At 63.9% G+C, this 22355-nt stretch carries 21 protein-coding genes and 1 pseudogene; 14 read left to right on the top strand and 8 right to left on the bottom strand.

All coding sequences use genetic code 11. The annotated features are described in order from the left end of the window. The first annotated feature begins 27 nt into the window (after positions 1-27). From QFZ94_RS34100 to QFZ94_RS34130, 7 genes are all read left to right on the top strand, one after another. Positions 28-1335: an NAD(P)/FAD-dependent oxidoreductase gene (locus tag QFZ94_RS34100; protein WP_429462428.1), complete on the top strand. Its 1308-nt coding sequence runs from the start codon at positions 28-30 to the stop codon at positions 1333-1335. A gap of 31 nt (positions 1336-1366) precedes the next feature. After that, positions 1367-2170 (top strand): sulfite exporter TauE/SafE family protein, encoded by an 804-nt coding sequence (locus QFZ94_RS34105; RefSeq protein ID WP_429462430.1) that lies wholly within the window; start codon positions 1367-1369, stop codon positions 2168-2170. 40 nt (positions 2171-2210) lie between these two features. After that, positions 2211-2642 (top strand): YeeE/YedE family protein, encoded by a 432-nt coding sequence (locus QFZ94_RS34110; protein ID WP_176122852.1) that lies wholly within the window; start codon positions 2211-2213, stop codon positions 2640-2642. Position 2643: 1 nt separating this feature from the next. Beyond that, positions 2644-3081, top strand: coding sequence for a DUF6691 family protein (locus tag QFZ94_RS34115; RefSeq protein WP_429462432.1), 438 nt, complete (start codon positions 2644-2646; stop codon positions 3079-3081). A gap of 64 nt (positions 3082-3145) precedes the next feature. Further along, positions 3146-3676, top strand: a complete 531-nt coding sequence (locus QFZ94_RS34120; RefSeq protein ID WP_176385292.1) for a cytochrome b — start codon at positions 3146-3148, stop codon at positions 3674-3676. A gap of 305 nt (positions 3677-3981) precedes the next feature. Beyond that, positions 3982-5367 carry a cytochrome C gene (locus QFZ94_RS34125; RefSeq protein ID WP_429462434.1) on the top strand — a complete coding sequence of 462 codons (1386 nt, stop codon included), beginning with the start codon at positions 3982-3984 and terminating at the stop codon, positions 5365-5367. Between the two features lie 34 nt (positions 5368-5401). Beyond that, a complete protein-coding gene (locus QFZ94_RS34130; protein WP_368586430.1) occupies positions 5402-6115 on the top strand; it encodes a c-type cytochrome in 714 nt (237 codons plus the stop codon). Between the two features lie 22 nt (positions 6116-6137). On the opposite strand, the gene QFZ94_RS34135 is transcribed toward QFZ94_RS34130, so the two are convergent. Further along, a complete protein-coding gene (locus tag QFZ94_RS34135; RefSeq protein ID WP_368586431.1) occupies positions 6138-6707 on the bottom strand; it encodes a cytochrome b in 570 nt (189 codons plus the stop codon). Positions 6708-7034: 327 nt separating this feature from the next. Here QFZ94_RS34135 and QFZ94_RS34140 point away from each other — a divergent pair, with 327 nt between their 5' ends. Further along, positions 7035-9788 (top strand): putative bifunctional diguanylate cyclase/phosphodiesterase, encoded by a 2754-nt coding sequence (locus tag QFZ94_RS34140; RefSeq protein WP_429462437.1) that lies wholly within the window; start codon positions 7035-7037, stop codon positions 9786-9788. 78 nt (positions 9789-9866) lie between these two features. Here the strand turns inward: QFZ94_RS34140 and QFZ94_RS34145 are convergent. Beyond that, positions 9867-10118: pseudogene (locus QFZ94_RS34145) on the bottom strand (endopolygalacturonase); the annotation flags it as partial. 379 nt (positions 10119-10497) lie between these two features. On the opposite strand from QFZ94_RS34145, the gene QFZ94_RS34150 reads away from it, so the two are divergent. Continuing rightward, positions 10498-12219, top strand: a complete 1722-nt coding sequence (locus tag QFZ94_RS34150; protein WP_429463612.1) for a ShlB/FhaC/HecB family hemolysin secretion/activation protein — start codon at positions 10498-10500, stop codon at positions 12217-12219. A gap of 49 nt (positions 12220-12268) precedes the next feature. On the opposite strand, the gene QFZ94_RS34155 is transcribed toward QFZ94_RS34150, so the two are convergent. The 3 genes from QFZ94_RS34155 to QFZ94_RS34165 form a co-directional block, all read right to left on the bottom strand. After that, positions 12269-12838, bottom strand: a complete 570-nt coding sequence (locus QFZ94_RS34155) for a hypothetical protein (protein WP_429462439.1) — start codon at positions 12836-12838, stop codon at positions 12269-12271. A gap of 151 nt (positions 12839-12989) precedes the next feature. After that, entirely contained in the window at positions 12990-13439 is a 450-nt protein-coding gene (locus QFZ94_RS34160; protein ID WP_429462441.1) for a CBS domain-containing protein, read from the bottom strand. A gap of 55 nt (positions 13440-13494) precedes the next feature. Then, positions 13495-14172, bottom strand: a complete 678-nt coding sequence (locus QFZ94_RS34165; protein ID WP_429462443.1) for a phosphoribosyltransferase — start codon at positions 14170-14172, stop codon at positions 13495-13497. Positions 14173-14354: 182 nt separating this feature from the next. Between QFZ94_RS34165 and QFZ94_RS34170 the strand changes: the two genes are divergently transcribed. Both QFZ94_RS34170 and QFZ94_RS34175 read left to right on the top strand, forming a co-directional pair. Next, a complete protein-coding gene (locus QFZ94_RS34170; protein ID WP_429462445.1) occupies positions 14355-14876 on the top strand; it encodes a universal stress protein in 522 nt (173 codons plus the stop codon). 32 nt (positions 14877-14908) lie between these two features. Beyond that, positions 14909-15295 (top strand): hypothetical protein, encoded by a 387-nt coding sequence (locus tag QFZ94_RS34175; protein ID WP_368586437.1) that lies wholly within the window; start codon positions 14909-14911, stop codon positions 15293-15295. Here the strand turns inward: QFZ94_RS34175 and QFZ94_RS34180 are convergent. Next, positions 15259-15948: a CBS domain-containing protein gene (locus QFZ94_RS34180; RefSeq protein WP_368586438.1), complete on the bottom strand. Its 690-nt coding sequence runs from the start codon at positions 15946-15948 to the stop codon at positions 15259-15261. The two genes, QFZ94_RS34175 and QFZ94_RS34180, sit on opposite strands and share 37 nt — an antisense overlap. Before the next feature lie 312 nt (positions 15949-16260). Next, on the bottom strand, positions 16261-17241 hold the full coding sequence (locus QFZ94_RS34185) for an acetyltransferase (RefSeq protein ID WP_429462447.1): 981 nt from the start codon (positions 17239-17241) through the stop codon (positions 16261-16263). 298 nt (positions 17242-17539) lie between these two features. On the opposite strand from QFZ94_RS34185, the gene QFZ94_RS34190 reads away from it, so the two are divergent. The 3 genes from QFZ94_RS34190 (at position 17540) to QFZ94_RS34200 (ending at position 21209) form a co-directional block, all read left to right on the top strand. Beyond that, positions 17540-19231 carry an AAA family ATPase gene (locus QFZ94_RS34190; protein WP_429462449.1) on the top strand — a complete coding sequence of 564 codons (1692 nt, stop codon included), beginning with the start codon at positions 17540-17542 and terminating at the stop codon, positions 19229-19231. Positions 19232-19447: 216 nt separating this feature from the next. After that, complete coding sequence (locus QFZ94_RS34195) at positions 19448-20095, top strand: response regulator (RefSeq protein ID WP_410851751.1); 648 nt, start codon at positions 19448-19450, stop codon at positions 20093-20095. Between the two features lie 82 nt (positions 20096-20177). After that, positions 20178-21209, top strand: coding sequence for an Acg family FMN-binding oxidoreductase (locus QFZ94_RS34200; protein WP_429462452.1), 1032 nt, complete (start codon positions 20178-20180; stop codon positions 21207-21209). Between the two features lie 41 nt (positions 21210-21250). Here the strand turns inward: QFZ94_RS34200 and QFZ94_RS34205 are convergent, their stop codons facing one another. After that, positions 21251-22240 carry a zinc-dependent alcohol dehydrogenase family protein gene (locus tag QFZ94_RS34205; RefSeq protein WP_429462454.1) on the bottom strand — a complete coding sequence of 330 codons (990 nt, stop codon included), beginning with the start codon at positions 22238-22240 and terminating at the stop codon, positions 21251-21253. Between the last annotated feature and the right edge of the window lie 115 nt (positions 22241-22355).

The raw sequence follows: 22355 nt of genomic DNA on the forward strand, positions 1-22355 counted from the left end.
GGCCTGGAACAAACAAGAGGACCCTACATGCGCAACACGAAACTCACGGACCCTTCGAACCCAGCGGCCGACACGCTCGCCGCCGCATCGCAACGGATGCGGCCGACGTACCGGCACGACGTGGTGATCGTCGGCGCCGGCGCGGCCGGTATCGCAACGGCGTCGAGCCTGCTTGCGCGCAGCCCCGATCTCGACATCGCGGTCATCGATCCCGCCGACACGCACTATTACCAGCCGGGCTGGACGATGGTAGGCGCCGGCGTATTCCACCCGGAAACGACGGCCCGTCCGATTTCCAGCGTGCTGCCCGCGAACGTGAAGTGGATCAAGGCTGCCGTCACGCACTTCGAGCCGGCGCAAAACCTCGTGATTCTCGACGGCTCGCGCGCCGTCGAATACCGCCAGCTGGTGGTGTGCCCCGGCCTCAAACTCGACTGGAACGCGATCGACGGCCTCGTCGACACGCTCGGGCGCAACGGCGTCACGTCCAATTACCGCTACGACCTCGCGCCGTACACGTGGAAGGTGACGCAGCAGCTCGAAACGGGTCGAGCCATTTTCACGCAGCCGCCGATGCCGATCAAATGCGCCGGCGCGCCGCAGAAAGCGATGTATCTCGCGTGCGATCACTGGCGCCGCAGCGGGCGGCTGCAACATATCGGCGTCGAATTCCGCAATGCCGGCGCGGCGCTGTTCGGCGTCGCCGACTACGTGCCCGCGTTGATGCAATACGTCGAGCGTTACGGCATCGCGCTGAACTTCGGCTCCACGCTGAGTGCGGTCGATGGCGACGCAAAGATGGCGAGATTCACGCATACGCTAGCCGACGGCAGCAAGGAAACCTTCGAGACCGGCTTCGACATGCTGCACGCCGTGCCGCCGCAAAAGGCGCCCGACTTCATCCGCGACAGCGCGCTCGCCGATGCGTCCGGCTGGCTCGACGTCGATCAGGCCACGTTGCGGCACAAGCGCCACGAAAACATCTTCGGACTCGGCGATGCGACCAACACGTCCAACGCGAAGACCGCCGCCGCCGCGCGCAAGCAGGCGCCGGTCGTCGCGCACAACGTGCTCGCCTCGCTGGGCGCGGCGAGCGGCGTCGCGATCTACGACGGCTACGGCTCCTGCCCGCTCACCGTCGAGCGCGGAAAGATCGTGCTCGCCGAGTTTCTGTATGGCGGCAAGGTCGCGCCGACGTTTCCGGCGTGGCTCATCGACGGCAAAAAGCCATCGCGGCTCGCGTGGCTGCTGAAAGAGCGAATCCTGCCGCCGCTCTACTGGCGCGGCATGCTGAAGGGACGCGAATGGCTCGCTAATCCGCAACTGGCGGACTGAGCGCCGGCACGCACTGCTCACGGGGTCTTCGATGCTGTTGTCTCTCGTTCTCGGCGCGCTGGTGGGCGCCACTCTCGGGCTGACCGGCGCCGGCGGCGGCATTCTTGCCGTGCCCGCGCTCGTGTTCGGCATGGGCTGGCCGCTGCAGCAGGCCACGCCGGTCGCGCTCGTCGCGGTGGCCGGCAGCGCAGCGGTGGGCGCGCTCGAAGCGTTCCGCAAGCGGCTCGTCCGCTATCGCGCCGCGCTGCTGATGGCCGCCGCGGGGGTGCCCGCCACCGCCGCCGGCGCGCGCCTCGCGCATGCGTTGCCGCAACGCGTGTTGCTCGCGCTGTTCGCCGCGGTGATGCTGGTCGTCGCGTTCCGGCTGCTGCGTCAGACGCGCGCGCGCCGCGCGTCGCGCGAGCCGCAATCGTCGATGTGCGTCGCGCATGTCGACCCGGCCACCGGCCGTTTTCGCTGGACCTGGCCGACCGCAGCCGCACTCGCGGCCACCGGTTCGCTGACCGGATTGATGACCGGTATGCTCGGTGTCGGCGGCGGCTTCATCATCGTGCCGATGATGCGCAAGCTGACTGACGTGTCGATGCACGGCATCGTCGCGACCTCGCTGATGGTGATCGCGCTCGTCGGCAGTGGCGGCGTTCTCGCGACGGCCACGCACGGCGCGACACTTCCACTCGAAGTCGCGTTGTGGTTCACTGGCGCCACCGCCGCCGGAATGCTCAGCGGACGGCTCGCGTCGCATCACATTGCCGCCCATCATGTGCAGTTGGGCTTTGCGAGCATCCTCGTGTGCGTGGCGCTCGGCCTGCTGGTCAGAGCGGTGCTGATGTAAGCGCTGCCGCAACCCACCCAACAATCAAACAGAGCGAACGATGATAGATTTCGACCATTTCACCCCGATCGCCTCCCTGTGCGGAGGCCTGCTGATCGGCGTCGCGGCTGCGGCGATGGTGCTTTTGCTGGGCCGCATCGCCGGAATCAGCGGGATAGTCGGCGGCCTGCTGCGCTGGACGAAGCGCGACGGCGCATGGCGCGTCGCCTTCGTTGCCGGGCTGATCGTTGCGGCGCTGATCGCGCGCGCGGTCGATGCGCCCGTCGCGATCACCGTCGACGCGTCATGGCCCGCCGTGATCGCGGCCGGCTTGCTGGTCGGCATCGGCACCCGCTACGGCAGCGGCTGCACGAGCGGACACGGCGTGTGCGGCATTTCACGCGGCGCCACGCGCTCGCTTGTCGCGACGGCGACGTTCATGGCGGCCGGCTTCGTCACCGTCTATATCATTCGACATCTTCTCGGAGCCTAAGATGGCAACAGCTGTTTCATTCCTATGCGGGCTGCTGTTCGGCATCGGCCTGCTGTTGTCGGGCATGGCCAACCCTGCGAAAGTGCAGGGCTTCCTCGATATCGCCGGACGCTGGGACCCGTCGCTCGCGTTCGTGATGATGGGCGCGGTGGCCGTCGCGGCAATCGGTTTCGCGATCGCCAAGCGCCGCGACAAGTCGCTGCTCGGATCGCCGATGCGGATTCCCACGTCGACCCACGTCACGGCAAGACTGGTGCTGGGCAGTGCCGCGTTCGGCGTCGGTTGGGGAATTGCCGGGTTCTGTCCCGGCCCCGCGCTCGTCGCGCTCGGGCTCGGGTCGGCCAAAGCGTGGGTGTTCGTGGCCGCGATGATCGCGGGAATGGCCATCTTCGAGTTATTCGAACGGCGCAGACAGACGGCCTTGGCGACGGGTTCTTAACCTGAGCTTAAGGCGCGGCAGTGTACGATCTGTTTCACCAGAAACCAACTCACAGGCGCCCCCTATGCAAGTCTCGACTGAACACCGCTATGACATCGTCGCACGTTTGCTCCATTGGCTCGTCGTCGGGCTGGTTGCCGCGCAGTTCGTGATCGGCTGGACGATGCCGGACGTGCACCGCGATACGGTGCCGGACGGCGAAATCGCCTGGCACCTTGGCGTCGGCACCGCATTGCTCGCCGCGATGGTGTTGCGGGTGCTGTGGCGCGTGACTCACCCGTCGCCGCCGGACAATCTGCCGCCGCTGTTTCGCGTCGCTTCAAAAGTCACCCACCTTGCGCTGTACGTGCTGCTCGTGCTGGTGCCGCTGCTCGGCTGGATCAACGCTTCGTCGCGCACGTGGACGGTCCGCCTCGGCGGCCTTGTTTCGTTGCCTTCACTGTCGGCACCGGGCTCCTCGTTCGGGCATGCGATGGGCGATGTGCACGGCGTTCTCGCGTGGGTGCTTTTCGGTGTCATTTGCCTGCATATCGCTGCGGCAATGTTTCATCAGTTCGTCTCCGGCGACCGCGTTCTACAGCGCATGAAGATCTAGCGATCGCGCATAGCCAAAGCCGCGGCAACTCAACAAGGTCCCTCTCGATCTCCCGCCTTGCGCGTTCAAGCGCATGCGCGGGAATAAATCGGCGTGCGCGCTCGTTCTGGAGTCTGGAGAAAGCGCTCCGCGCAGGCAAGCATCAACCGCAACGCGGCATCAGCTTGCCCCACTACGCCGATGTAAATGCGACGCCGGTCATGCCGAGCGCGAAGTGCGATGCTGTCGCCCAGTTTCCGCAGTGGGCAGGGGTTCGTGCGCGCTGCGCATGACCGAATGCGGAACTGGCCGTCGGGGAGACGGACATGTCAAAGGCATTTGCAGGCGATGATGCCGCCCATCGGCTGACGGGTCGCATCTGGATGCTGGCGCTCGCCGTGCTTTGCCTTGTGGTTGCTCCAGTCGTTCGAGCGCTGCCTATCTTCGCCCGTCAAACAGGGCAAAGCTGCGTCGCGTGTCACGCGGGCGGACAGTTTCCTGAACTGACGCCGTACGGCCGAATGTTCAAGCTCAATGGCTATACCTTCGGCGAACGTACGGTTCCAATCGCCGTGATGGCGATGCTCGACATGACCAGGACGAGGCTCAACCACGATGCCAGCGGCAATATCGTGTCGCCTAAAGACGGTCTGCCGATATTCGATTCAGCCAGCATCTTCCTCGCCGGCAAGATCACCGACAGGATCGGTGCGTTCACGCAATTCACCTACTCGAACTACGACCATCAGGGAAGCGACGGACACTGGATCGGCCACTGGGCATCGGACAACATGGATTTCCGTTATGTGGACAGGATCATCGGGAACGCCAGCGACCTGATTCTCGGCACCACCCTGCACAACAATCCGACCGTGCAGGATGTGTGGAACAGTTCTCCGGCATGGAGTTACCCGTACATTTCCTCTTCGATCAGCACGGTCGGCTCACCCCAGTTTCTGCCGATCCTCGAAGGCACGCTCGCGCAGCAGGTCGTGGGTGCGGGCGGCTACCTGTACTGGAACCGGACAGTCTATGCGGAGGTGTCGCTGTATAGCACCGCTGATGGCATCTGGTCGTTCATGAGCAAGGGCAACAAGGCCGGCGACCCCAACCACCCGCAGATCTATCTGAAGGGTCAAAATCCGTACTGGCGTCTGGCCCTGACTCATGAGTGGGGTCCGCACAACGTCATGGTGGGGACCTTCGGCATCAATGCGAACGTCTATCCGAACGACGCGAACTCGATGCCGATCTTCACCCAGGGCGTCACCCGCTATCGCGACATCGGCGTGGATGCGCAGTATCAGTACATCCTCGAGCCGAACACCGTTACCGCACAGGCGCGCTACATCCATGAAAACATCAGCGACCCGAATAACTTCGTGTTTGGCAACAGCCAGTCAGCGAATCTCAATTCCTTACGCCTGAAAGCCTCGTACGTCTATCAGGCCAAATATGGCGTGAGCCTTTCGTTCTTCAACGTGACCGGCACCACGGATAGCGTGGCGTACGCCGGCAGCGCGAACTCGTCGCCGGCCACGCAAGGGTGGATGCCCGAGATCTTCTGGATTCCTGTGCAGAACATCCGCGTCGGTCTTCAATACACGCATTTCACCAAATACCTCGGCGCACGGTCGAATTACGACGGCCATGGACGCAATGCAAGCGACAACGACACGCTGTTTCTATACCTCTGGGCCGCGTACTGGTGACGGTATCGGCTCACGTTTTTTAGAAGGCCCATCGATGAAACATCCCGCGCATTCCATTGAGGATTCAACGTGCCGCTGGCCACGTGCGCGATTGATCCTCGTCGCGCTATCGCTCGGCGCAACCGGCTGCCACAACCTGGAGCAGTCCAGACAGATCGACAATCCCGCCGTCGCCGGAAGGACGATCGCATTGCAGGTGTGTTCGAATTGCCATAGCGTAAATGGCGTTTCGGTATCTCCCACGTTTCCGAAACTCGCGGGCCAACCACGGGAATACCTCGTCAATCAGCTAACGGACTTCAAGGCTCATGTGCGAAGCGACCCGAATGCCAGAAGATTCATGTGGGGCTTCACGCATCTGAGTGAAACGCAAATCGAGCAACTCGCCGCGTACTTCTCCAGCCAGCCGCCTCCGGTACCACGAGCGACGGCCGATCATCGGCTCATCGATTCGGGCAGGACGATCTTTTTGTTGGGCATTCCGGACAAAGGCGTACCGGCATGCAGTACCTGTCACGGCCAGCATGGGGAAGGGACAGGGGGATTTCCTCGCCTCGCCGGACAGTACGCGGATTACGTTGAAAAACAGATCCTGGTGTTCCGGAGCGCCGGGCTACGCCCGCGTGGCGAAGTGATGAAGACTATCTCCGACAACTTGTCGGATCGGGACATTCGAGCCGTTGCTGCCTTCATGGAGGCGTTTCCCGCAGAGGCTGAGGCGGCGGCCGATCCCGCTGTGGACCGCTAAACGGGCAGTCTTGCCATCGGGCTTATCGGCCAGTACGCGCCCGTCCGGTCGGAAACCAGCGCGGAAGCATGCCGACCAGGACGTCGTCTTTAAGGAGGACATGATGAACAATAGCCGCGAATGCGTGGAACCCTGCAAGCCACATAATGGCGTCGCCGAGCCATGTGTGAAGCGATGAGATGGCTGAGCCTGCTGCATGCGATGTACTGAGTAAAGACGGAATCTCGTGACCACCGATGAGCGTCAGAGGATGCCCTTCGAGCCACGCGCCCGAGATGGCGGTAAGCGGTAAGGCGAGGAGAAGCAGATACAGCAACCACTGAACGGTTGTTGCCAGAACAGCCATCCAGCGAGACATCGGAGGTGTCTCAGGTTGGGTGTCGAACGCCCGCCACAGCAGGCGGATGAGGGTGAGCGCGAACACGCATAGACCCAAGGTCTCGTGCAATTGCCGGTCGAAATCGTGCGCCGCAGAATAAACGCGCTGCTCATGTCCGCCGGGCCCATACATGAACGTTACGAGCACGACTATCGCCGTGCACCAGTGAAGGAATTGGGCAATCGAACCGTAGCTGGTGGCAGAGCTTTTCACAATAGCGTCTCCCCTATCCGACCTTCGACGAACGCCAGGCACTAGCACAGGCCGTACGCTGGCATGCTGGATTCGAGAATGAATTCTACGCTCAAACTCTGCGCGTTTTTCTCTGGTGACTGTTGAACGTTCTCCGTCGAACGGCCGGTCGTCGAAACTACGGCCGAAGCAGCTTGATTCTCAAGTTCTTCGTCTCGCTGCCGATACCTTCACTGAGGAGACAATAGCCCGGTTACCGCGCGCAATAACCGGTAAAAGATGCTGACGCACAGCCATGCCGCCGTCGAGTATCAATGTTCTGCACTCACGCGCGCTGATTCTGAATCGATGCAATATATTTCAAGCTTCGGCATCGCTGGCGTCATAGGCCGGTGGAGGCGGCGACATGGCGTCGACCGGCAACTGATCATCACCGTCGCACTGGTGTTGACCGGCCTCGTCATTTTCGCTGTCGGCATTGGTTACACGCTGATATGGCACGAGCGGTCCGTTGCAGAGCGCATTCACGCGCTGCGTGCCCGCGATGACATCGAAACGCTGCAAGCAGTGCATATTCAGGCGAACGCCGACTTCCTGGTGGGGCTCGACAGTGCACGGGTGGCATCCTTCGCGTGGCCGGTGCAGCGTGTCGTGCTGGCCGCCACCTGCTTCGACCGGCTGGAACAAAGTTACGCGAGCGACCCGCGAAGCCAACTGGCGGTACGGCGTCTGCGCGGTGAGACGGCCGGCTGGGCGTGGCTTCTGGCCGACATCGCGGTACGTGCGCACGTCGCGGATGGCCACGCCTCGGTGGACAGCCCCGAGCTGCTCGCAGCGAACCGCATGCTGGCGAACATCGTCACCGAGCTGGTGACCCTCCGCGACGCGCAGACCGCTTCCCTGAGGGCTGCATCCGACAGCGCGACGCGCCACCTGGTGATAGAACGGACCGTGCTTGCGACCACGGCGCTGGCGGCCTGTTTTCTCTTTTGCTATGCATTGATTGCTCACTATCGCGCCCGTCTCGCGCGGCAAAGCGCGCGCGTCATCGCATCAGAAAGCGAGCGCCGGTTCCGTCAGTACTTCGATCATCATCCACTGCCGATGTTGATTTTCGACGTCGAGACGCTATCGATTCTCGCTGCGAACCGCGCCGCCGCATCCCAGTACGGACGCACGCGCCGTCAGCTATGCTCGCTCGACATGGCCGCCCTGTATGCGCAAGCCGACCTGCCGTCATTTCTGCGCGATCTGCACGCGCAGCTGGCTGCGGCCACCACCAGCGGCTCGGCCGGTGTATGCCGGCATCGGCACAGCGACGGCACGCCCGTCTACGTCGAACTGTCGTACCACTTCCTCACCTATGGCCGTCATCGAGCGTGCTTCATCACGGCCGTCGACGTCACGGAGCGAAAGAATGCCGAACTCGCGCTATTGCTGCGAAGCCGTGCACTCGACGCGATCGGCAACGGCGTGCTCATCACGCGACCCGATCCGAGCGGCGACGTGGTCGAATACGCGAACCCGGCATTCGAGAAAATAACTGGCTATGCGCGCCCGCAGAATGCAGGCGATCACTCAGCGCGGCCGGAAACACCCGGATTGTGGCAACAGATCGGTACGGCGATTGCCGGGAAACGCGAGGCCACCACGCTGACGAAAAGCCGTCGCGCGAACGGAACGGAGTTCTGGTATCAGCTATACGTTGCACAGGTAAGCGACGAGTCGGAAAAGGTTACGCATCACATCAGCGTGGTGAGCGACCTGACGGAGCTCATCGAATCGCGCGATCTGCTGGTCAGGCAGGCGCGCCGCGATGCGCTGACGGACTTGCCGAACCGCGTGACGCTGCGTGAACTGATCGACACGGCGATCTTCGAGGGTCACGAGTTCGCGCTGCTGTTCATCGACCTCGATCATTTCAAGGACATCAACGACAGCCTGGGCCACGGCGCCGGCGATCGCCTGTTGCAGGAAGTTGCGCGGCGGCTGTCGGCCTCGGTCGGATCGGATGGCGTGGTCACCCGCTATGGCGGCGACGAGTTCGTGACGATGCTGAAGGGTTCCACCGGCGATGCCGAACTCTGCGCGCTGTTGGCGCGCGTGACGCAAACGCTGGACGAACCGGTGCAAATCGACGACATGCAACTGCGGGTCCGGATGAGCGTTGGGGTCAGTTGCTATCCGCAGGACGGCACAGACTGCGAAACCCTGCTGAAACACGCCGACCTCGCGATGTATCGCGTCAAGGCAGGCGGGCGTAACGGCGTCGAGCGATTTGCGCCTTCCCTCGCACATGAAGCGGCTCAGCGCATCGCGCTATCCCACAAGCTGCGCAATGCCGTCGAGCAGAACGGCTTCGAGCTGGTGTACCAGCCGCAAGTGGACATACGCAGTTACCGGCTGAGCGGAGTCGAGGCGCTGATCCGATGGCACGACGCGGACTTCGGCACGGTCAGCCCGACGACGTTCATTCCCTTGGCCGAAGACATCGGTTTGATCGCGCCAATCGGAGAATGGGTGCTGCAAACTGCCTGTGTACAGGCAAAGCGCTGGGAAGAAGTGCTGCCGGGGCTGCGCATGTCGGTCAACGTGTCGCCGAGCCAGCTTACGTTGAGCGATTTCGGCGCAGTCGTGCGCCGTGCTCTTGCCGCGTCGCAATTGGCCGCGAACCGGCTGGAACTGGAGATTACCGAAGGAGGTCTGGTTGCCCCTGGCGCCCTGCCCACGCTGCGCGCGCTGCACGACATTGGCGTGTCCATAGCGATCGACGACTTTGGCGCCGGTTACTCGAGCCTGGCTTATCTGCGCAGCTTCCACGCCGACCGTCTGAAGATCGACATGTCGTTCATCCGCGGCATTGGCAGCAGTCGTGCGGATGAGACGATCATCGGTGCGATCATCGCACTTGCCCGCAACCTGCGTTTCGAAGTCGTCGCGGAAGGCGTCGAACGAGCGGAGCAACTGGCTTTTCTTGCCGAGGCCGGCTGCGAGATCGTTCAGGGATACTACTTCGCCGCGCCACTGCCAGCGGCGAATGTTCCAGCCTACGCGGCGAGTCTGCTCGGCGAGTCGCACGAGTTGCAGAACACCGCGTCGTGAGAGCCCCGCACGCGACGGCTTCACTTCGGCTTTGCGACGCCAAAGAGCGGCGCCTCGCCGCTCTTTGGCGCGTCGCCTTTAGCGCGGATCCGACAGCGTCTGATTGAGCGTCTGCCCAGCGATGATCACGTTCTGCAACGTGATGTCGTGCACGTTGTAGAGGTAGATCGGTCCCGGCGTGCTGGCGCTAGCAGGCCCCGCGGCAGCGGGCGTGCCGAAATCACAGTTGGAAATCGTCACTCCGGTGATTGCCGGGACGGTCGGCGCAGGCGCCGGACCGTTGTAGTCGAACGCGACTGGACCTTGTGCAACGATGGCCTGGAAACACGAATAGTTGCATGACAAGTCTGGAGGAGTAAAGACAAGATCAGCGGCAGTTACACATGGTGGATACCCTTACTGAATGTCTCCTGCATACCCAAGACGCGGCAGGAAGTAGCTGGCGGCATTCAGAGGATTCCCGATTCTTTTGGAATTTCGCGCCAGACGGTTCGACTAGAATGATTTCGACGCGCGGCTCCGCATTCGATGCACCACACCCGTCAACAGGTATCGCGATGAACAACGGCAGGCTCGTATTACATGCGCGATGGCATCGCTGGCAGCGCGACGCGCGCGCCTCGTCGCCGCAGTCCGCTGTCACTGGGTTCAGCGCTTTGCAGCCAGACGATCGATGAAACCGCGATCCGCCGACTGCACTGCTGTCCTGATGATCGCGTCGTGCGTTGCGGCCATCATGCAGACCTCGCCCGCAGCGGCACAGGCATGGCGCGATGTCGCGCCTCACCCCCCCCCGCAGGCGCCGCGAAGCGCGCCGCCGCCCTCCTTCCCGGAAAGCCAGGCGGACTCCGCACGGATCGCAGTCGAGCGGCTTGCCGGGCTCGTCTTCGAACCGGCCGGTGAGCACGCGACGGCATCACCGACGCAGCAACAACGCATCGTCGCGCAAGGACTGCCCGTACTCGACGACGCGTTCCTGCAGAGCTTCGCCACGGACCTGGACAAGCCGCTGACTTTCGGCCGCCTCGCCGAAATTCGCCGCGCGGTGGTCGCGCGGTATCGGGCGGCGGGAAAGCCACTCGTCGACGTCTACGTGCCGGAACAGGACGTCAGCTCGGGGGTCGTGTGTATCGCCGTTGCGGAATTCAAGCTCGGGCGGGTTCATGCCAGCGGCAACAGCTACTTTTCGAGCAGGCTTCTCGAACGTGAAATGCCGCTCGAACCCGGCGCACCGATCCCGCAAGCGACGATCTCGAAGGGACTCGCTGTGCTGAACGCGAATCCTTATCGACGGGTCGATGCAGTGTTTGCACCCGGTGAAGCAGCGGACACGACCGACGTCGTGCTGCAAACCGAAGACCGTCTGCCGTTTCGGGTCAGCGCGGGTTACGACAATGAAGGCGTGCCGGACCTCGGCCGTGACCGGTTCTTTGCGGGCATCGGCTACGGCAACCTGTTCGGGCTCGATCAGCAGATCGCCTATCAATTCACGGCCAGCAACGATTTTTTCAGCGGCAATCCGGATATCGAAGGCCGCCCGAACCGCGCCCGCTTCACCGCGCACGCGCTGAACTACGCAGCGCCGCTGCCCTGGCTCGACACGATCGAGTTGTTCGGCGTGTACGCGCAGAGCACGCCCCGCCTGCCCGACACGTATGGGCAAACGGGCATTTCCGCGCAGCTTAGCTTCCGTTATGACTTGCGATTGCCGACCATCACGGACACGACCCAGCTCGTCCAGATCGGATACGACTTCAAGCGGAGCAACAACGATCTGGAATTCGGCGGCTCCCAGGTTTTCAACTCGAACACGCACATCCATCAGTTCGTGTTGGCTTACAACATCAGCAAACCGACCGAGGCGGGCACGGCGCATGCCGCGGCGACACTCGTCGCCAGTCCGGGTGGATGGGATGGCAGCAACCAGGACGCGGCATTCAACGCCGCGCGGCAGGGCGCGACCGCCCGCTACATCTATATGCAGTTGACTGCGTCGCGCGCCACCGCGCTTGGGGCGGGCTTCACACTGGTCACGAACGGAACGTTGCAGTGGACGCCGAACACGTTATTGCCGAGCGAGGAGATGGGGCTCGGCGGGGAGTCCAGTGTGCGAGGCTACGACCCGTACGTGACGCTCGGCGATCGCGGCTGGAACATCCAGACCGAGGTGCGCACGCCTGCGATCGCTCTCGGCGCGAGCAACGCAGTCGTGCAACCCTTTGTGTTTTTCGATGCCGGCCGCGTATGGACCACCATCGATCAGCCAGCGGAGAACAATCCCGGTCTGCTCGCGGGCGTCGGCGCCGGCGTGCGCTTCCAATGGTCGAGATTCGTCGATTTTCGCTGCACCTACGGCGCGCCATTACGCTCGGCGACGCCGAATGGTTCGAAGGCACCGATCGTGCTCTTGTACGTGTCGCTCGGAACATGAGCCATCGACACGTCATCTCCCGACAGTCGACGACGGCTGAGCGCTAGTCTCACTGCGCGCCCCGTTGCTCGTCGGCGCGGCCTTCGTCTTGCCGTTTCGCCCCTTCCACGCTTTCAATCGGATGACCCGCGGCGCCGAAGCCGCGTTCGATGTCCGTCGCGATGCCTCGGCCGGCCGGCGCGTCGAGTGCCGGCGGGCCGTCGTCCGGAAGCGACGGCGCCACGTCCGCGACGCCACGCGAAGCGCGCCGCTTAGCCGGCTTCGCATCGAACCACGCGATGTCGCGGCGCAAGCCGACCACGTAGGCACGCCAGCCCCGCGGATGGTCACTGAACAGGGACGCGCGCACGGATGCAGCCAGCGCGTCCCGGTCGAGCGGGTTGTCAAGCAACTGTTGCGGCCACAGGCAGAAGGCGTGAAGCGCACGGGTTCTGAACGCGTCCACGGGCATATCAGGGCGCAGCTGCGCGAGCAGCGGCTCGTCATCGAGAATCGGGTATCGCGCGATCAGCTCGCCAATGGTTGCCGCGCCCGGCGCCATATCGTCGAGCCGAACGATCAATTGCATCACGCGCCCCAGATGAAGCAGCAGCGTGCGCCTTTCGAGTGCGTCTTCCATGATTTGCGGTGCCTTCGATCAAGACAGTCGAATCGCATCCGGTCAATCGCGTCGTCCTGTTGGCCGCTGTCCGACCGGCGTTCCACTTACAAGCCTACGGCGCCTCGCCGCGCGGATGTTGATCCGGGTCAATGCGTGCATCGGGTCGGCGTCACGCGCGGTTCTTCTCTTCGATGTGGGGCTGGCGATCCGTCACCAGCGATAGCTCGGTCAGAAGTCCAGCCAGCGCCTCGAGCAGATCGTCGAGCGACACGATGCCGGTAAGCGCGCCAGCGCTGTCCACGACCGGCAGGCGCCGCACGCCGTTCAGACGCATGCGCGAGGCGGCAAGCCAGAGATTGTCCCCCTCGGCGACGAGCGCGGGCGGTGACGACATCACGTCGTTCACGAAGATCTTCTCGGGGTTGGCCTGCTTGGCCACGATCGCCAGCACGATGTCGCGATCGGTCAGCATCCCGACAGGCACGCTGTGTCCGCCGATCGTCTCCACCACCACGAGGTCGCCGACATGCTGTTCGCGCATCAGCTGCGCGGCTTCGAGAACCGTCGCTTGCCGTCGGCAGACGGTGACGTCCCGCGTACAAATGGTTCCTGAATTCACGATACATGCCCCAGGTTCGACACGGCCTGCCGCCGTGTATCCGTTCGCTGCACCGTCACCCGACTGAGTCCGAGCTCTGCTCGGGCTCCCAACCGCGCGCCGCAGCGAGACACGCGCGGACTTCTTCATCGGTCGTCTGGTCGAAATTCACATAGAACCCGCTGATCCCCATCAGCAGGTCCGGCTGCAATACGCTGACGAACGCGTCCGCGATTCCTTCGAATGACATCGCCGCATCGGATTGCGACACCGGGACCGCCACCACGATCCGGGCAGGATGTCTGCCACGGAGCGCGTCGATCGCCGCATGCATCGAGGCCCCCGTCGCGATGCCGTCGTCGACCACGATCACCGTCTTGCCCTGCACTGCCGCCGGGGGGCTGTCCCCACGGTACGCCACTTCCCTGCGCGCGAGTTCCGCCCTTTCGCGCGCGATCACAGCGGTCAATTGGGCGTCACTGATTTGCAGTTCGCGAAGTACCGACCGTTCCAGGTGAAGGGCGCCCCCGGAGGCGATGGCGCCCATCGCCAGTTCCTCGTCTTGAGGCGCGCCAAGCTTTCTGACGACGAGAACGTCGAGCTTCGCACGCAACTCCCGCGCGACTTCGAACGCGACCGGCACGCCGCCGCGCGGCAGGGCCAGCACGACCAGATCGCCGCGCCCCTGATAGTCGCGCAGCGCGTGGGCCAGCTGTCTGCCAGCGTCGGCGCGGTCGCGAAACCGGTTGCCCATCACTTTTCCTCCCTCGCCACGCCGGGGCGCGTTGCCTCGGTCACTATGCCATCGATCGGCAGCATCAAGCGTACCTCGACGCAGGGCAATCAAAGCGCATTTCGATTGACGTAGGTCAGTAGTTGATCGGAACCCGTGGCTGATCATGAATACCGACAACACGCGAGACCCGGAGGCCGACGATGTTCTCCAACATTCTGGTCGCGGTGGACGGCAGCGAGAGCGCCGCCCAGGCGTTCGAGACAGCGCTGCAGTTCGCCTCTGATACCGGCGCGCGCTTGCATCCGTTGTTCGTCATCGATTTGCCGGTCATGCTTCCTGAAGTGCCGGGCATCAACGCGGCAGCCATGCGCGAGTCGCTCAGGCAGGACGGCGAACGGATCATGAAGCACTGCGTCGGGACCATGGCGCGGCACGGTGTGCAGGGCACGCCAGAAATCGATGATCTCGTGCGCCCCGAGGAGGACGTCGCCCACCGCATCGAAGTCGCCGCGGCGAAGCTGCAGGCCGATGTCATCGTGATAGGCACGCACGGTCGACGCGGCCCCGGCTACGCACCGCTGGGTAGCGTGGCCGAACAGATACTGCGCAGCACCACACGCCCGGTGCTGGCAATTCCCGCGCGCCGAACCGCGCCAGTCTCCGAGGAGCAGACGGACGCCGCCGCCACGACACATTCAGGTATCGGGCAATCTCGGGGCTGACCACGTGCACTGCATGATCCGCAAAACAGACAATGGATGCCGTCATGAATGGAGAAGTTACCGAACTCCGTGATCATGCATTCGCCTGCGCCGCGGACACGACTGCGCGTAGCGACGCGCAATCGCCGGAGCTGTCCGCGGCGCTGCGCTACGAAGCCGCCACACGGGCCCGGGTCGCCATATCACATCGACGTCTGCTGCGGCAACGCGCGCTTGTGCATGGACTTGCCGTTGGCAGAGTCGATCAACCCATTGCGCGACACTGCCTGCAAGGACTGGAAGACTCTTTTTATGTATTGAGCCTGATCTGGGAGATGCGCCTTCACAAGCTCGACGCGCTGCTCGACAGCGAGGCCCAGTGGCGTGACCGAAGCGACCCTGTTCACATCGGCGTGAATGGGACCGGATACTCCAGATGATCCTTTACTTCTTTTACGCCTGGCGCGCGCGCGGCGGCGGCGAGGATCGCCTGGCGCTCTTCCTCGGAGCGTATCGGCCCCCAGCAATGAGCGACGCCATCCGTGACGATCAGGTCGTCGGCGTCCAGCGCCCAACGCTGTCCTTCGAGTTCCTTCAGGATCGCGGCGCGAATCTGCTCGTCCGACGGTTGCGAATCGAGCTGCGCGGGCGCGCAACTCGCGAGCGCGCGCACCAGATTGGCCCTGCTGACGATGCCGACGAGCTTGCCGTCGCGCAAGACGGGTAGACGCTTGATGTGCTTGCGCCCGAGCAGTTCGGCGACCGCCGTCAGCGGCGCGGATTCATCGACGGTGACGGCCGGGGCGCTCATCACGTCACGCACCCGAATCGAACGCTCCTTCAGATACTCGACCGCGAGTTGACGCGTAGGCGCGATGAACTGGGCGAGCCACGAGCGCCGCGGCGTTTCGGTGCCGGTTTCGACACGCCGGAGCAGATCGCCCTCGCTGACGATGCCAATCACGCTGCCTTTGTCGTCGAGAACGGGCATGCCGCTGATCTTGCTGTCGGCCAGCAGCTTTGCCGCGTCGTAGACCGAGCTGTCCGGTGCGATCGACACGACCTGGGTCGTCATGATGTCCGAGGCTTGCATAGTGATCTCCATATCGAGTGCCTTGCGCTGCCGCACATCGATGCAGGCTGGCACGAGGCGACGCAATGGACAGGCGCTGAAGGACGCGTCGCCGTGTTCCCTTCGGCACCCACTTCGAATCCGCTCGCCCGGCGTGTCGACCCGTCGTTGCAACGCGTCGATTCCGCCGCGCGATCCGCGTATCGCAAAGAACCGGCCACTGATGATCAGCCCCCGGTTCCAGTACAGCCCAATGATCGATGCGCAGCGGCCGGCAATCGTTGACCTGCATCAAGCCCGCCCCCGCTGACCAACCGATGATGCAGCAATCGGTTACCGGCCGCCCGCCCCCCGAGATTCGCCGCAAAACGCGATGCTGAACGCTGCCGCGAATTCGTCGAGCCGCCCGCGATCGAGCCCATCGATACCCGCGGCAGCGACCCTGCCGTTTCCGCCGAACTTTCTGCAAAGGACGTCGGCGCCTCGCGGGCAATCGAGCGGAGCCCGTACGCTGCCCGTGTATCGGCCATCGGCGCCGGCTGTCAGTACAGCGTGCGCTCGCGCCGGGTCGCGTCGCGCGACGAGATTCGCGAAATCGCCTCGCACGCGCCGCGCCCACGCCGCGTCGGGAAGAATGTGCAGCGTTGCATTGGCGAGCCGCCGGACTTCCACTTGTCCCAACGCCAGTTCGAGGTCTTCCGTGCGCCGCGCCTGCAGTTCGGGCAACACGCTGGTCGACGCAATGAATTCGAGCGGGTCCGCATAGGGTTGGATTGCGCGGTACATGTCGACGGGATCGATGGCAAGATCGGCGACGCTATCCCCGTACGCGTTGTAGTTGATCGCTTCGCCAAGTTCGCGCAGTTTGCGCTCGTCGGACGGGTTCATCGCGCACGCAGCGGCGGCCCGGTGCGCTGCCGGATGCAGATTGTCGCCATAGGCCGCGACCACCGCCCAGCGCGTGTACCGGCCTTGCAGATGGCGGTCCACGAGCAGCGCCGTGCAGATATCCGGTGAGGTATCGATATGCGTCGTCAGCAATGCGTTTGCGGGTATCGGGCCCGAGTAATGATGATCGAAATAGTCGATCTTTACGCCAAGAGCCAGCAATGCGACGAGTGGAGCGCGGTTCGCATCGAGCGAAATATCCAGCACCGTCACGCTGTCGCCCGGCCGCGCGTTCGCGCGGTGCAGCAGCGTGACCTCGCGCTTGGCTCCGGTGATGAGGATGGTGTCGGCAGGCTCGGCGAGCCGCAACTGATGCAGCGCGCAAATGCCGTCGGCATCGCCATTGAAAATATCGAATCGCTTCATCCGCTACTCCACCCGCGCGTCGCTGCCACGATCGCACGCGGTTCGACCGGGGTCAAACGGTGCTCCCGCGCCACTTCATATGGAAGCGTACGCCGGTCTCGTGCGCTTGACCGCCTCGTCGATACAGATCAAGCCGGTTACCATACGCGATGACTTAAATGAGTAGACGATTTTGGCTCGCACGCAAGGCGCGCGCCGTCCGTCCCACTACGTGGAGGTCAACCGTGTCGAATCAGACGCTCGTGTTTCTCCTTGACACGCGGCCCGGCGCGCCGCTCGTCGCGACATGGAGCCTGGCATGAATTCGCCGCCGAGCCGCAAGCCTTCCGCACGCCGGGTTGATGCCACACTTCGCGGCATCCAGCATGCCGCCAACCGATTGCGCGCCGCGCGGCGCAGCCTGCGCGGACTCGACGCGATGCTGCGCAGGCCGGGCACCTACCGTCATCCGGCGGGCAGGATCGTCAGAATCGAAACGCATATATCCGTCGTGTATCTCGCCGGGCGCTTCGCGTACAAGATCATCAAACCCGTCGCACCGGGCTTCGCGGACTTTACCTCCGCCTCGACACGCCAGCGCTGCTGCGAAGCCCAGCTCCGCCTGAACCGGCCGCTCGCGCGAGGCATCTACGCCGGCGTGATACCGATTGCGCGGCGTGCCGGCGTGCTGGCGCTCTGCGCCGGCGGCGTCGCTGTCGAGCACGTGGTCAAGATGCGCCGCTTCGACGAGGCGATGCTCTTTTCGAGCCTCGCGGCAAACGGAGCACTGACGCCGCGCGACATCGACGGCGCGGCGCAGCGGCTCGCCGACTATCACCTGAGCGCACCGCGCAACGCGCCCTCGTCGCGCTACGGCAGCGCGACGCTGGTGCGAACCCAGGTCGAAACCATCAACGCACCGCTGCTGGCCAATTGCAGCCATCCCGCGCTGCCCGGCATTGCCGCGTGGTGCGCGCGACAGCTCGACGAACTCGCGCCGCTGATCGAGCGGCGCCGCGCCGAGGGTTTCGTGCGCGGCTGCCATGGGGATCTGCATCTCGACAACGTGGTTCGCTGGCGCGGCGCCATCGCGATGTTCGACTGTATCGACTTCGACGAAGCGCTACGCTGGATCGACGTCGCGGCGGACGTCGCGTTTCTCGTGATGGACCTGTGCGCGCGAGCCGAACCGCGTCTCGCCAATCGCCTGTTGAACCGTTGGCTGGAAACCTCGGGCGACTATGCGGCGCTGTCTCTGATGCCTTTGTATATCGCCTATCGGGCGCTGGTGCGGGCGTGGGTCGCGTGCCTGAAAGCGGGACACGTGGCCGGCCGCAACGTCGCGGTCCCGCAACCGGCCCTGCGCTACCTCGAAGTGGCGCGGGCGCAAACAGAGAAGCCGCGACCCGTTCTGCTGCTGTGTCATGGCTTTTCCGGTTCGGGGAAATCGGTCGCGAGCCGGGCTCTCGCGGACCTGTGCGGCGCGGTACGCGTGTCGAGCGATGCCGAACGCAAGCGCATGCGGCCAGTGGCCAACGCGCAAATGACGCTCGGCGCCGAGCACTACACGCAAGCTGCGCGTCACGCGATCTACGATCACCTGCTTGGACTCGCGCACGGCGTGCTGCAAAGCGGTCACAGCATGATCGTCGACGCGACCTTTCTCGAATCGAGTCAGCGCGGCACGTTTTTCGCACTCGCCGAACGGCTTAGCGTACCGGCCCGCATTCTCGACTTTCGCGCCGATCCAGCGGTGCTCGCGCAACGCATCGAAGCGCGCCGGCGTGGTCCGCGCGATCTGTCCGACGCGGACACCGCCACGCTCACCCGTCAACTCGCGAGCGCCGACCCACTGACGCCGGCGGAACAGGCGCTGACCTTATCGTTCGACACCGCTGTACCGATGGCAGCGTTCGACTCGCCCGCGTTCTGGCGACCGGTGATCGAGTTGATGCAGCCGGGTATACGAACCGTCGCGGCTGCATCGCGTATTACGGATGCCGCGTGTTAGCCGGGCAATCGGTCAGTGGATAGCGGATCGTGAACGAGCCGCCGATCGCGAAAGCATCGGAGCCAACGGCCCGAAAAGCCGACTAAAATCGACTTGCGTGCGCGAACACGCGTCGATGCCCGGCGATTCCATGCGCATCGATACAGCGCAAAGGCGCGTACTTCGCGATTGCTTCAGGTTTTCCTGCCAATGGACACAACCGGAAGAGATCACCCGATGATCAAGGTGTTGCTGGCCGACGACCACACGCTCGTGCGCGACGGACTGCGCCATATCCTGCAGCAAGCGAACGGTTTCGAGGTAGCCGGAGAAGCGTGCGACAGCGCGACGACGATCGCGCTGATTCGCGCGACCCAGGCACACGTGCTCGTGCTCGACCTGTCGATGCCGGGGCGCAACGGCATTGAACTGATCAAGCAGATCAAGGAGGAAAACCCCGATTTGCGGATTCTGGTGCTGACGATGCACGCCGAGCAGCAATACGCGGTGCGCGCGTTCAAGGCGGGTGCATCGGGCTATCTGACCAAGGAAAGCGCAAGCGCGGAACTGGTCGGCGCGGTGACGAAAGTCGCGTCGGGGGGCGTCTATGTGAGCCTCGCGATGGCCGAACGCTTCGCGCAGAATCTGAACGAGCCGGCCGACACGCTGCCGCATCAGCGGTTGTCCGACCGCGAGTTCGACGTGTTCCGGCGCCTCGTCGAAGGCCAGAGCATCACCGAAATCGCCCATGAACTCTGCGTCAGCGTGAAAACGATCAGCACGCACAAGACGCGCATCCTCGAAAAAATGCAGATGCCGAACGAGAACGGGCTGGTTCGCTATGCGATCCGCCATAAGCTGTTCGACGACGAGAACGATTTGTAGTGCTTCCCTGCCACGGCGCCCGGTGACACGATAACGACACGAACCGCGCGCTTGCGGCCCTGATCCGACAGGAGACTTCGAGATGAGCGATGCCGCGCAACATGATGCCTGGGAAATCGGTGAACCGCACTTCCCCGCCTCCACGCCAGTGGAACAGCAATTGCGCTTTGCGCTGCACTATGCGGTACTCGCGCCGTCGAATCACAACACGCAACCGTGGCGGTTCATCGTCGACGGCGAGACCGTACAGATCTGCGCCGACCGCATGCGCGCGCTTGCCGTGGTCGATCCTTTCGATCGCGAACTTCTGATGAGTTGCGGTGCCGCCTTGTTCAATCTTCGCGTGGCGCTGTGCCGTCTCGGTCTCGCTTATGCGATCACACTGTTTCCAGCGGAAGCGGATCCGGACATCTTGGCGCTCGTGCGCGTCTCGCGCGACGGGCCTCGCGACCCGCACCTCCATGAACTTTTCGACGCGCTGACCGAGCGCGTGACGACACGTGCGCCGTTCGTCGATAACCCCGTTCCCGCCGCACTGCAACGCAAGCTAAGCGACGCCTGCGACGACGAGGGCGCGCTCGCCTGCTGCGTGGAGCAGAAAACCGCGCGCGAGGCGCTCGCGCAACTGATCGCCGATGCGGATCGAGCGCAGTTCGCCGACCCGCGTTTCAGGCGCGAGCTCGCCAGCTGGATTCACCCGCGGCGGCGCGACGATGGCATGCCCGCTTACGGTACCGCTGTGGGCGCGCTGCTCGATTTCGCGGCGCCGCTCGTCAGCATGGCCGTCCGGGTGTTCGATGCGGGTGCGGGACAGCCGGCCACTCATCAGCACCTCGTGGATGGCTCGCCGCTGATGGTCGGTATCGCGACGATGCGCGACGACCGCGAGGCATGGCTCGCGGCGGGACAGGCGCTCGAACGGATGTTGCTGGTCGCGGCATCGGTGGGATTGACCGCTTCCTACCTGAACCAGCCGATCGAAGTGGACGCGCTGCGCGAGCGGCTGCGCACGCTGTTGCGCACGGACGCGTTTCCGCAGCTGCTGCTTCGCGTCGGGCGCGGCCCGCGCGTACGTCATGCGCCGAGGCGGCCGCTCGCCGATGTGGTCTCCTGAAACGCAAGGGAAGCCTGCTCAGCGCAATGCCAGGCCTTCGGCTATACCGTTACCACGATCTTGCCGAACTGCCCGTTGGTTTCGAGGTAGCGGTGCGCGTCGACGATCTCGTCGAACGCAAAGGTGCGATCGATGACCGGCTTCAGCGCGCCGCTTTCGAGGCCTTTGAGCACGAACTCCACCGCGGCCTTGCGGCGCGTCGGGTCGCCACTCGTCAACCAGATGTTGTGCGCCTTCACGGAATTCATCCTGGCGATCATCTGCAGCACCGGCAGCGTCGTGGCACGTTCGTCGAGCGCGCCGTACAGATACGCGATCCCCTGGAAGGACAACGCCTCGATCAGTTTCGCGAAGTTCGGGCCGCCGACCGGATCGAAAGCGACGCGAGCCCCCTTCCCGTCCGTGATCCGCATGATCTCTTCGACAAGGTCCGACTCGTCCGTCACGATCACGTGGGCGGCGCCCGCGTCGAGCAACTGCTGCCTCTTGGCGGCATGGCGCGTGACCGCGATCGACGTCGCGCCCGCGTAATTCGCTAGCTGGATCGCCGCCAGGCCAACGCTGCTCGAAGCGGCCGGCACGACGACATGGTCGCCCGCGCCCACCTTCGCATCTTCGATCAGCGCGCCATATGCGGTCACGAACATCATCCACACCGATGCGGCCTCGGCGAAGGAAAGCGACTTCGGATGCCTGACAACCGCATGCTCCGGCACGATGATGACTTCGCCGTAGGTGAAGTACTGATTCATCGAGAACGACGGGATCACGCTGACCGCGTCTCCGGGTGCGAAATCGACGACGCCCTCGCCCACCGCGTCGACGATGCCGGCCGCCTCGTACCCGAGCCCGGCCGGAAAGCGCACAGGCTCGATGTACCGGTCGGTACGCCACATCGCTTCCGCGCGATTCAGACCGATCGCCTTCACGTTGATGCGAACTTCACCGCGGCCTGGGCCGCGGACCGATTCTTCGACGAATCGAAGCACTTCGGGCGCACCGGCCTCGGAAAACCTGACAGTCCGTGACATCACTACCTCCTGGATGGATTGAGGGTAGAGCAATCTCGCCCGCGTGCACAAAGATGCCGAGGGTATCCCCGATCCTATGCCACTTGGCGACCGAAAGTAAAATTCAATTGACCGA

This window comes from Paraburkholderia sp. JPY465, assembly GCF_050436725.1.
Classification (GTDB): Bacteria; Pseudomonadota; Gammaproteobacteria; order Burkholderiales; family Burkholderiaceae; genus Paraburkholderia; species Paraburkholderia youngii.

Excerpts from the sequence above, each read along its gene's own strand:
- QFZ94_RS34100 (WP_429462428.1), top strand. The coding sequence starts at position 28 with ATGCGCAACACGAAACTCACGGACCCTTCGAACCCAGCGGCCGACACG.
- QFZ94_RS34105 (WP_429462430.1), top strand. The coding sequence starts at position 1,367 with ATGCTGTTGTCTCTCGTTCTCGGCGCGCTGGTGGGCGCCACTCTCGGG.
- QFZ94_RS34110 (WP_176122852.1), top strand. The coding sequence starts at position 2,211 with ATGATAGATTTCGACCATTTCACCCCGATCGCCTCCCTGTGCGGAGGC.
- QFZ94_RS34115 (WP_429462432.1), top strand. The coding sequence starts at position 2,644 with ATGGCAACAGCTGTTTCATTCCTATGCGGGCTGCTGTTCGGCATCGGC.
- QFZ94_RS34120 (WP_176385292.1), top strand. The coding sequence starts at position 3,146 with ATGCAAGTCTCGACTGAACACCGCTATGACATCGTCGCACGTTTGCTC.
- QFZ94_RS34125 (WP_429462434.1), top strand. The coding sequence starts at position 3,982 with ATGTCAAAGGCATTTGCAGGCGATGATGCCGCCCATCGGCTGACGGGT.
- QFZ94_RS34130 (WP_368586430.1), top strand. The coding sequence starts at position 5,402 with ATGAAACATCCCGCGCATTCCATTGAGGATTCAACGTGCCGCTGGCCA.
- QFZ94_RS34140 (WP_429462437.1), top strand. The coding sequence starts at position 7,035 with ATGCAATATATTTCAAGCTTCGGCATCGCTGGCGTCATAGGCCGGTGG.
- QFZ94_RS34150 (WP_429463612.1), top strand. The coding sequence starts at position 10,498 with ATGATCGCGTCGTGCGTTGCGGCCATCATGCAGACCTCGCCCGCAGCG.
- QFZ94_RS34155 (WP_429462439.1), bottom strand. The coding sequence starts at position 12,838 with ATGGAAGACGCACTCGAAAGGCGCACGCTGCTGCTTCATCTGGGGCGC.
- QFZ94_RS34165 (WP_429462443.1), bottom strand. The coding sequence starts at position 14,172 with ATGGGCAACCGGTTTCGCGACCGCGCCGACGCTGGCAGACAGCTGGCC.
- QFZ94_RS34170 (WP_429462445.1), top strand. The coding sequence starts at position 14,355 with ATGTTCTCCAACATTCTGGTCGCGGTGGACGGCAGCGAGAGCGCCGCC.
- QFZ94_RS34175 (WP_368586437.1), top strand. The coding sequence starts at position 14,909 with ATGGATGCCGTCATGAATGGAGAAGTTACCGAACTCCGTGATCATGCA.
- QFZ94_RS34180 (WP_368586438.1), bottom strand. The coding sequence starts at position 15,948 with ATGCAAGCCTCGGACATCATGACGACCCAGGTCGTGTCGATCGCACCG.
- QFZ94_RS34185 (WP_429462447.1), bottom strand. The coding sequence starts at position 17,241 with ATGAAGCGATTCGATATTTTCAATGGCGATGCCGACGGCATTTGCGCG.
- QFZ94_RS34190 (WP_429462449.1), top strand. The coding sequence starts at position 17,540 with ATGAATTCGCCGCCGAGCCGCAAGCCTTCCGCACGCCGGGTTGATGCC.
- QFZ94_RS34195 (WP_410851751.1), top strand. The coding sequence starts at position 19,448 with ATGATCAAGGTGTTGCTGGCCGACGACCACACGCTCGTGCGCGACGGA.
- QFZ94_RS34200 (WP_429462452.1), top strand. The coding sequence starts at position 20,178 with ATGAGCGATGCCGCGCAACATGATGCCTGGGAAATCGGTGAACCGCAC.
- QFZ94_RS34205 (WP_429462454.1), bottom strand. The coding sequence starts at position 22,240 with ATGTCACGGACTGTCAGGTTTTCCGAGGCCGGTGCGCCCGAAGTGCTT.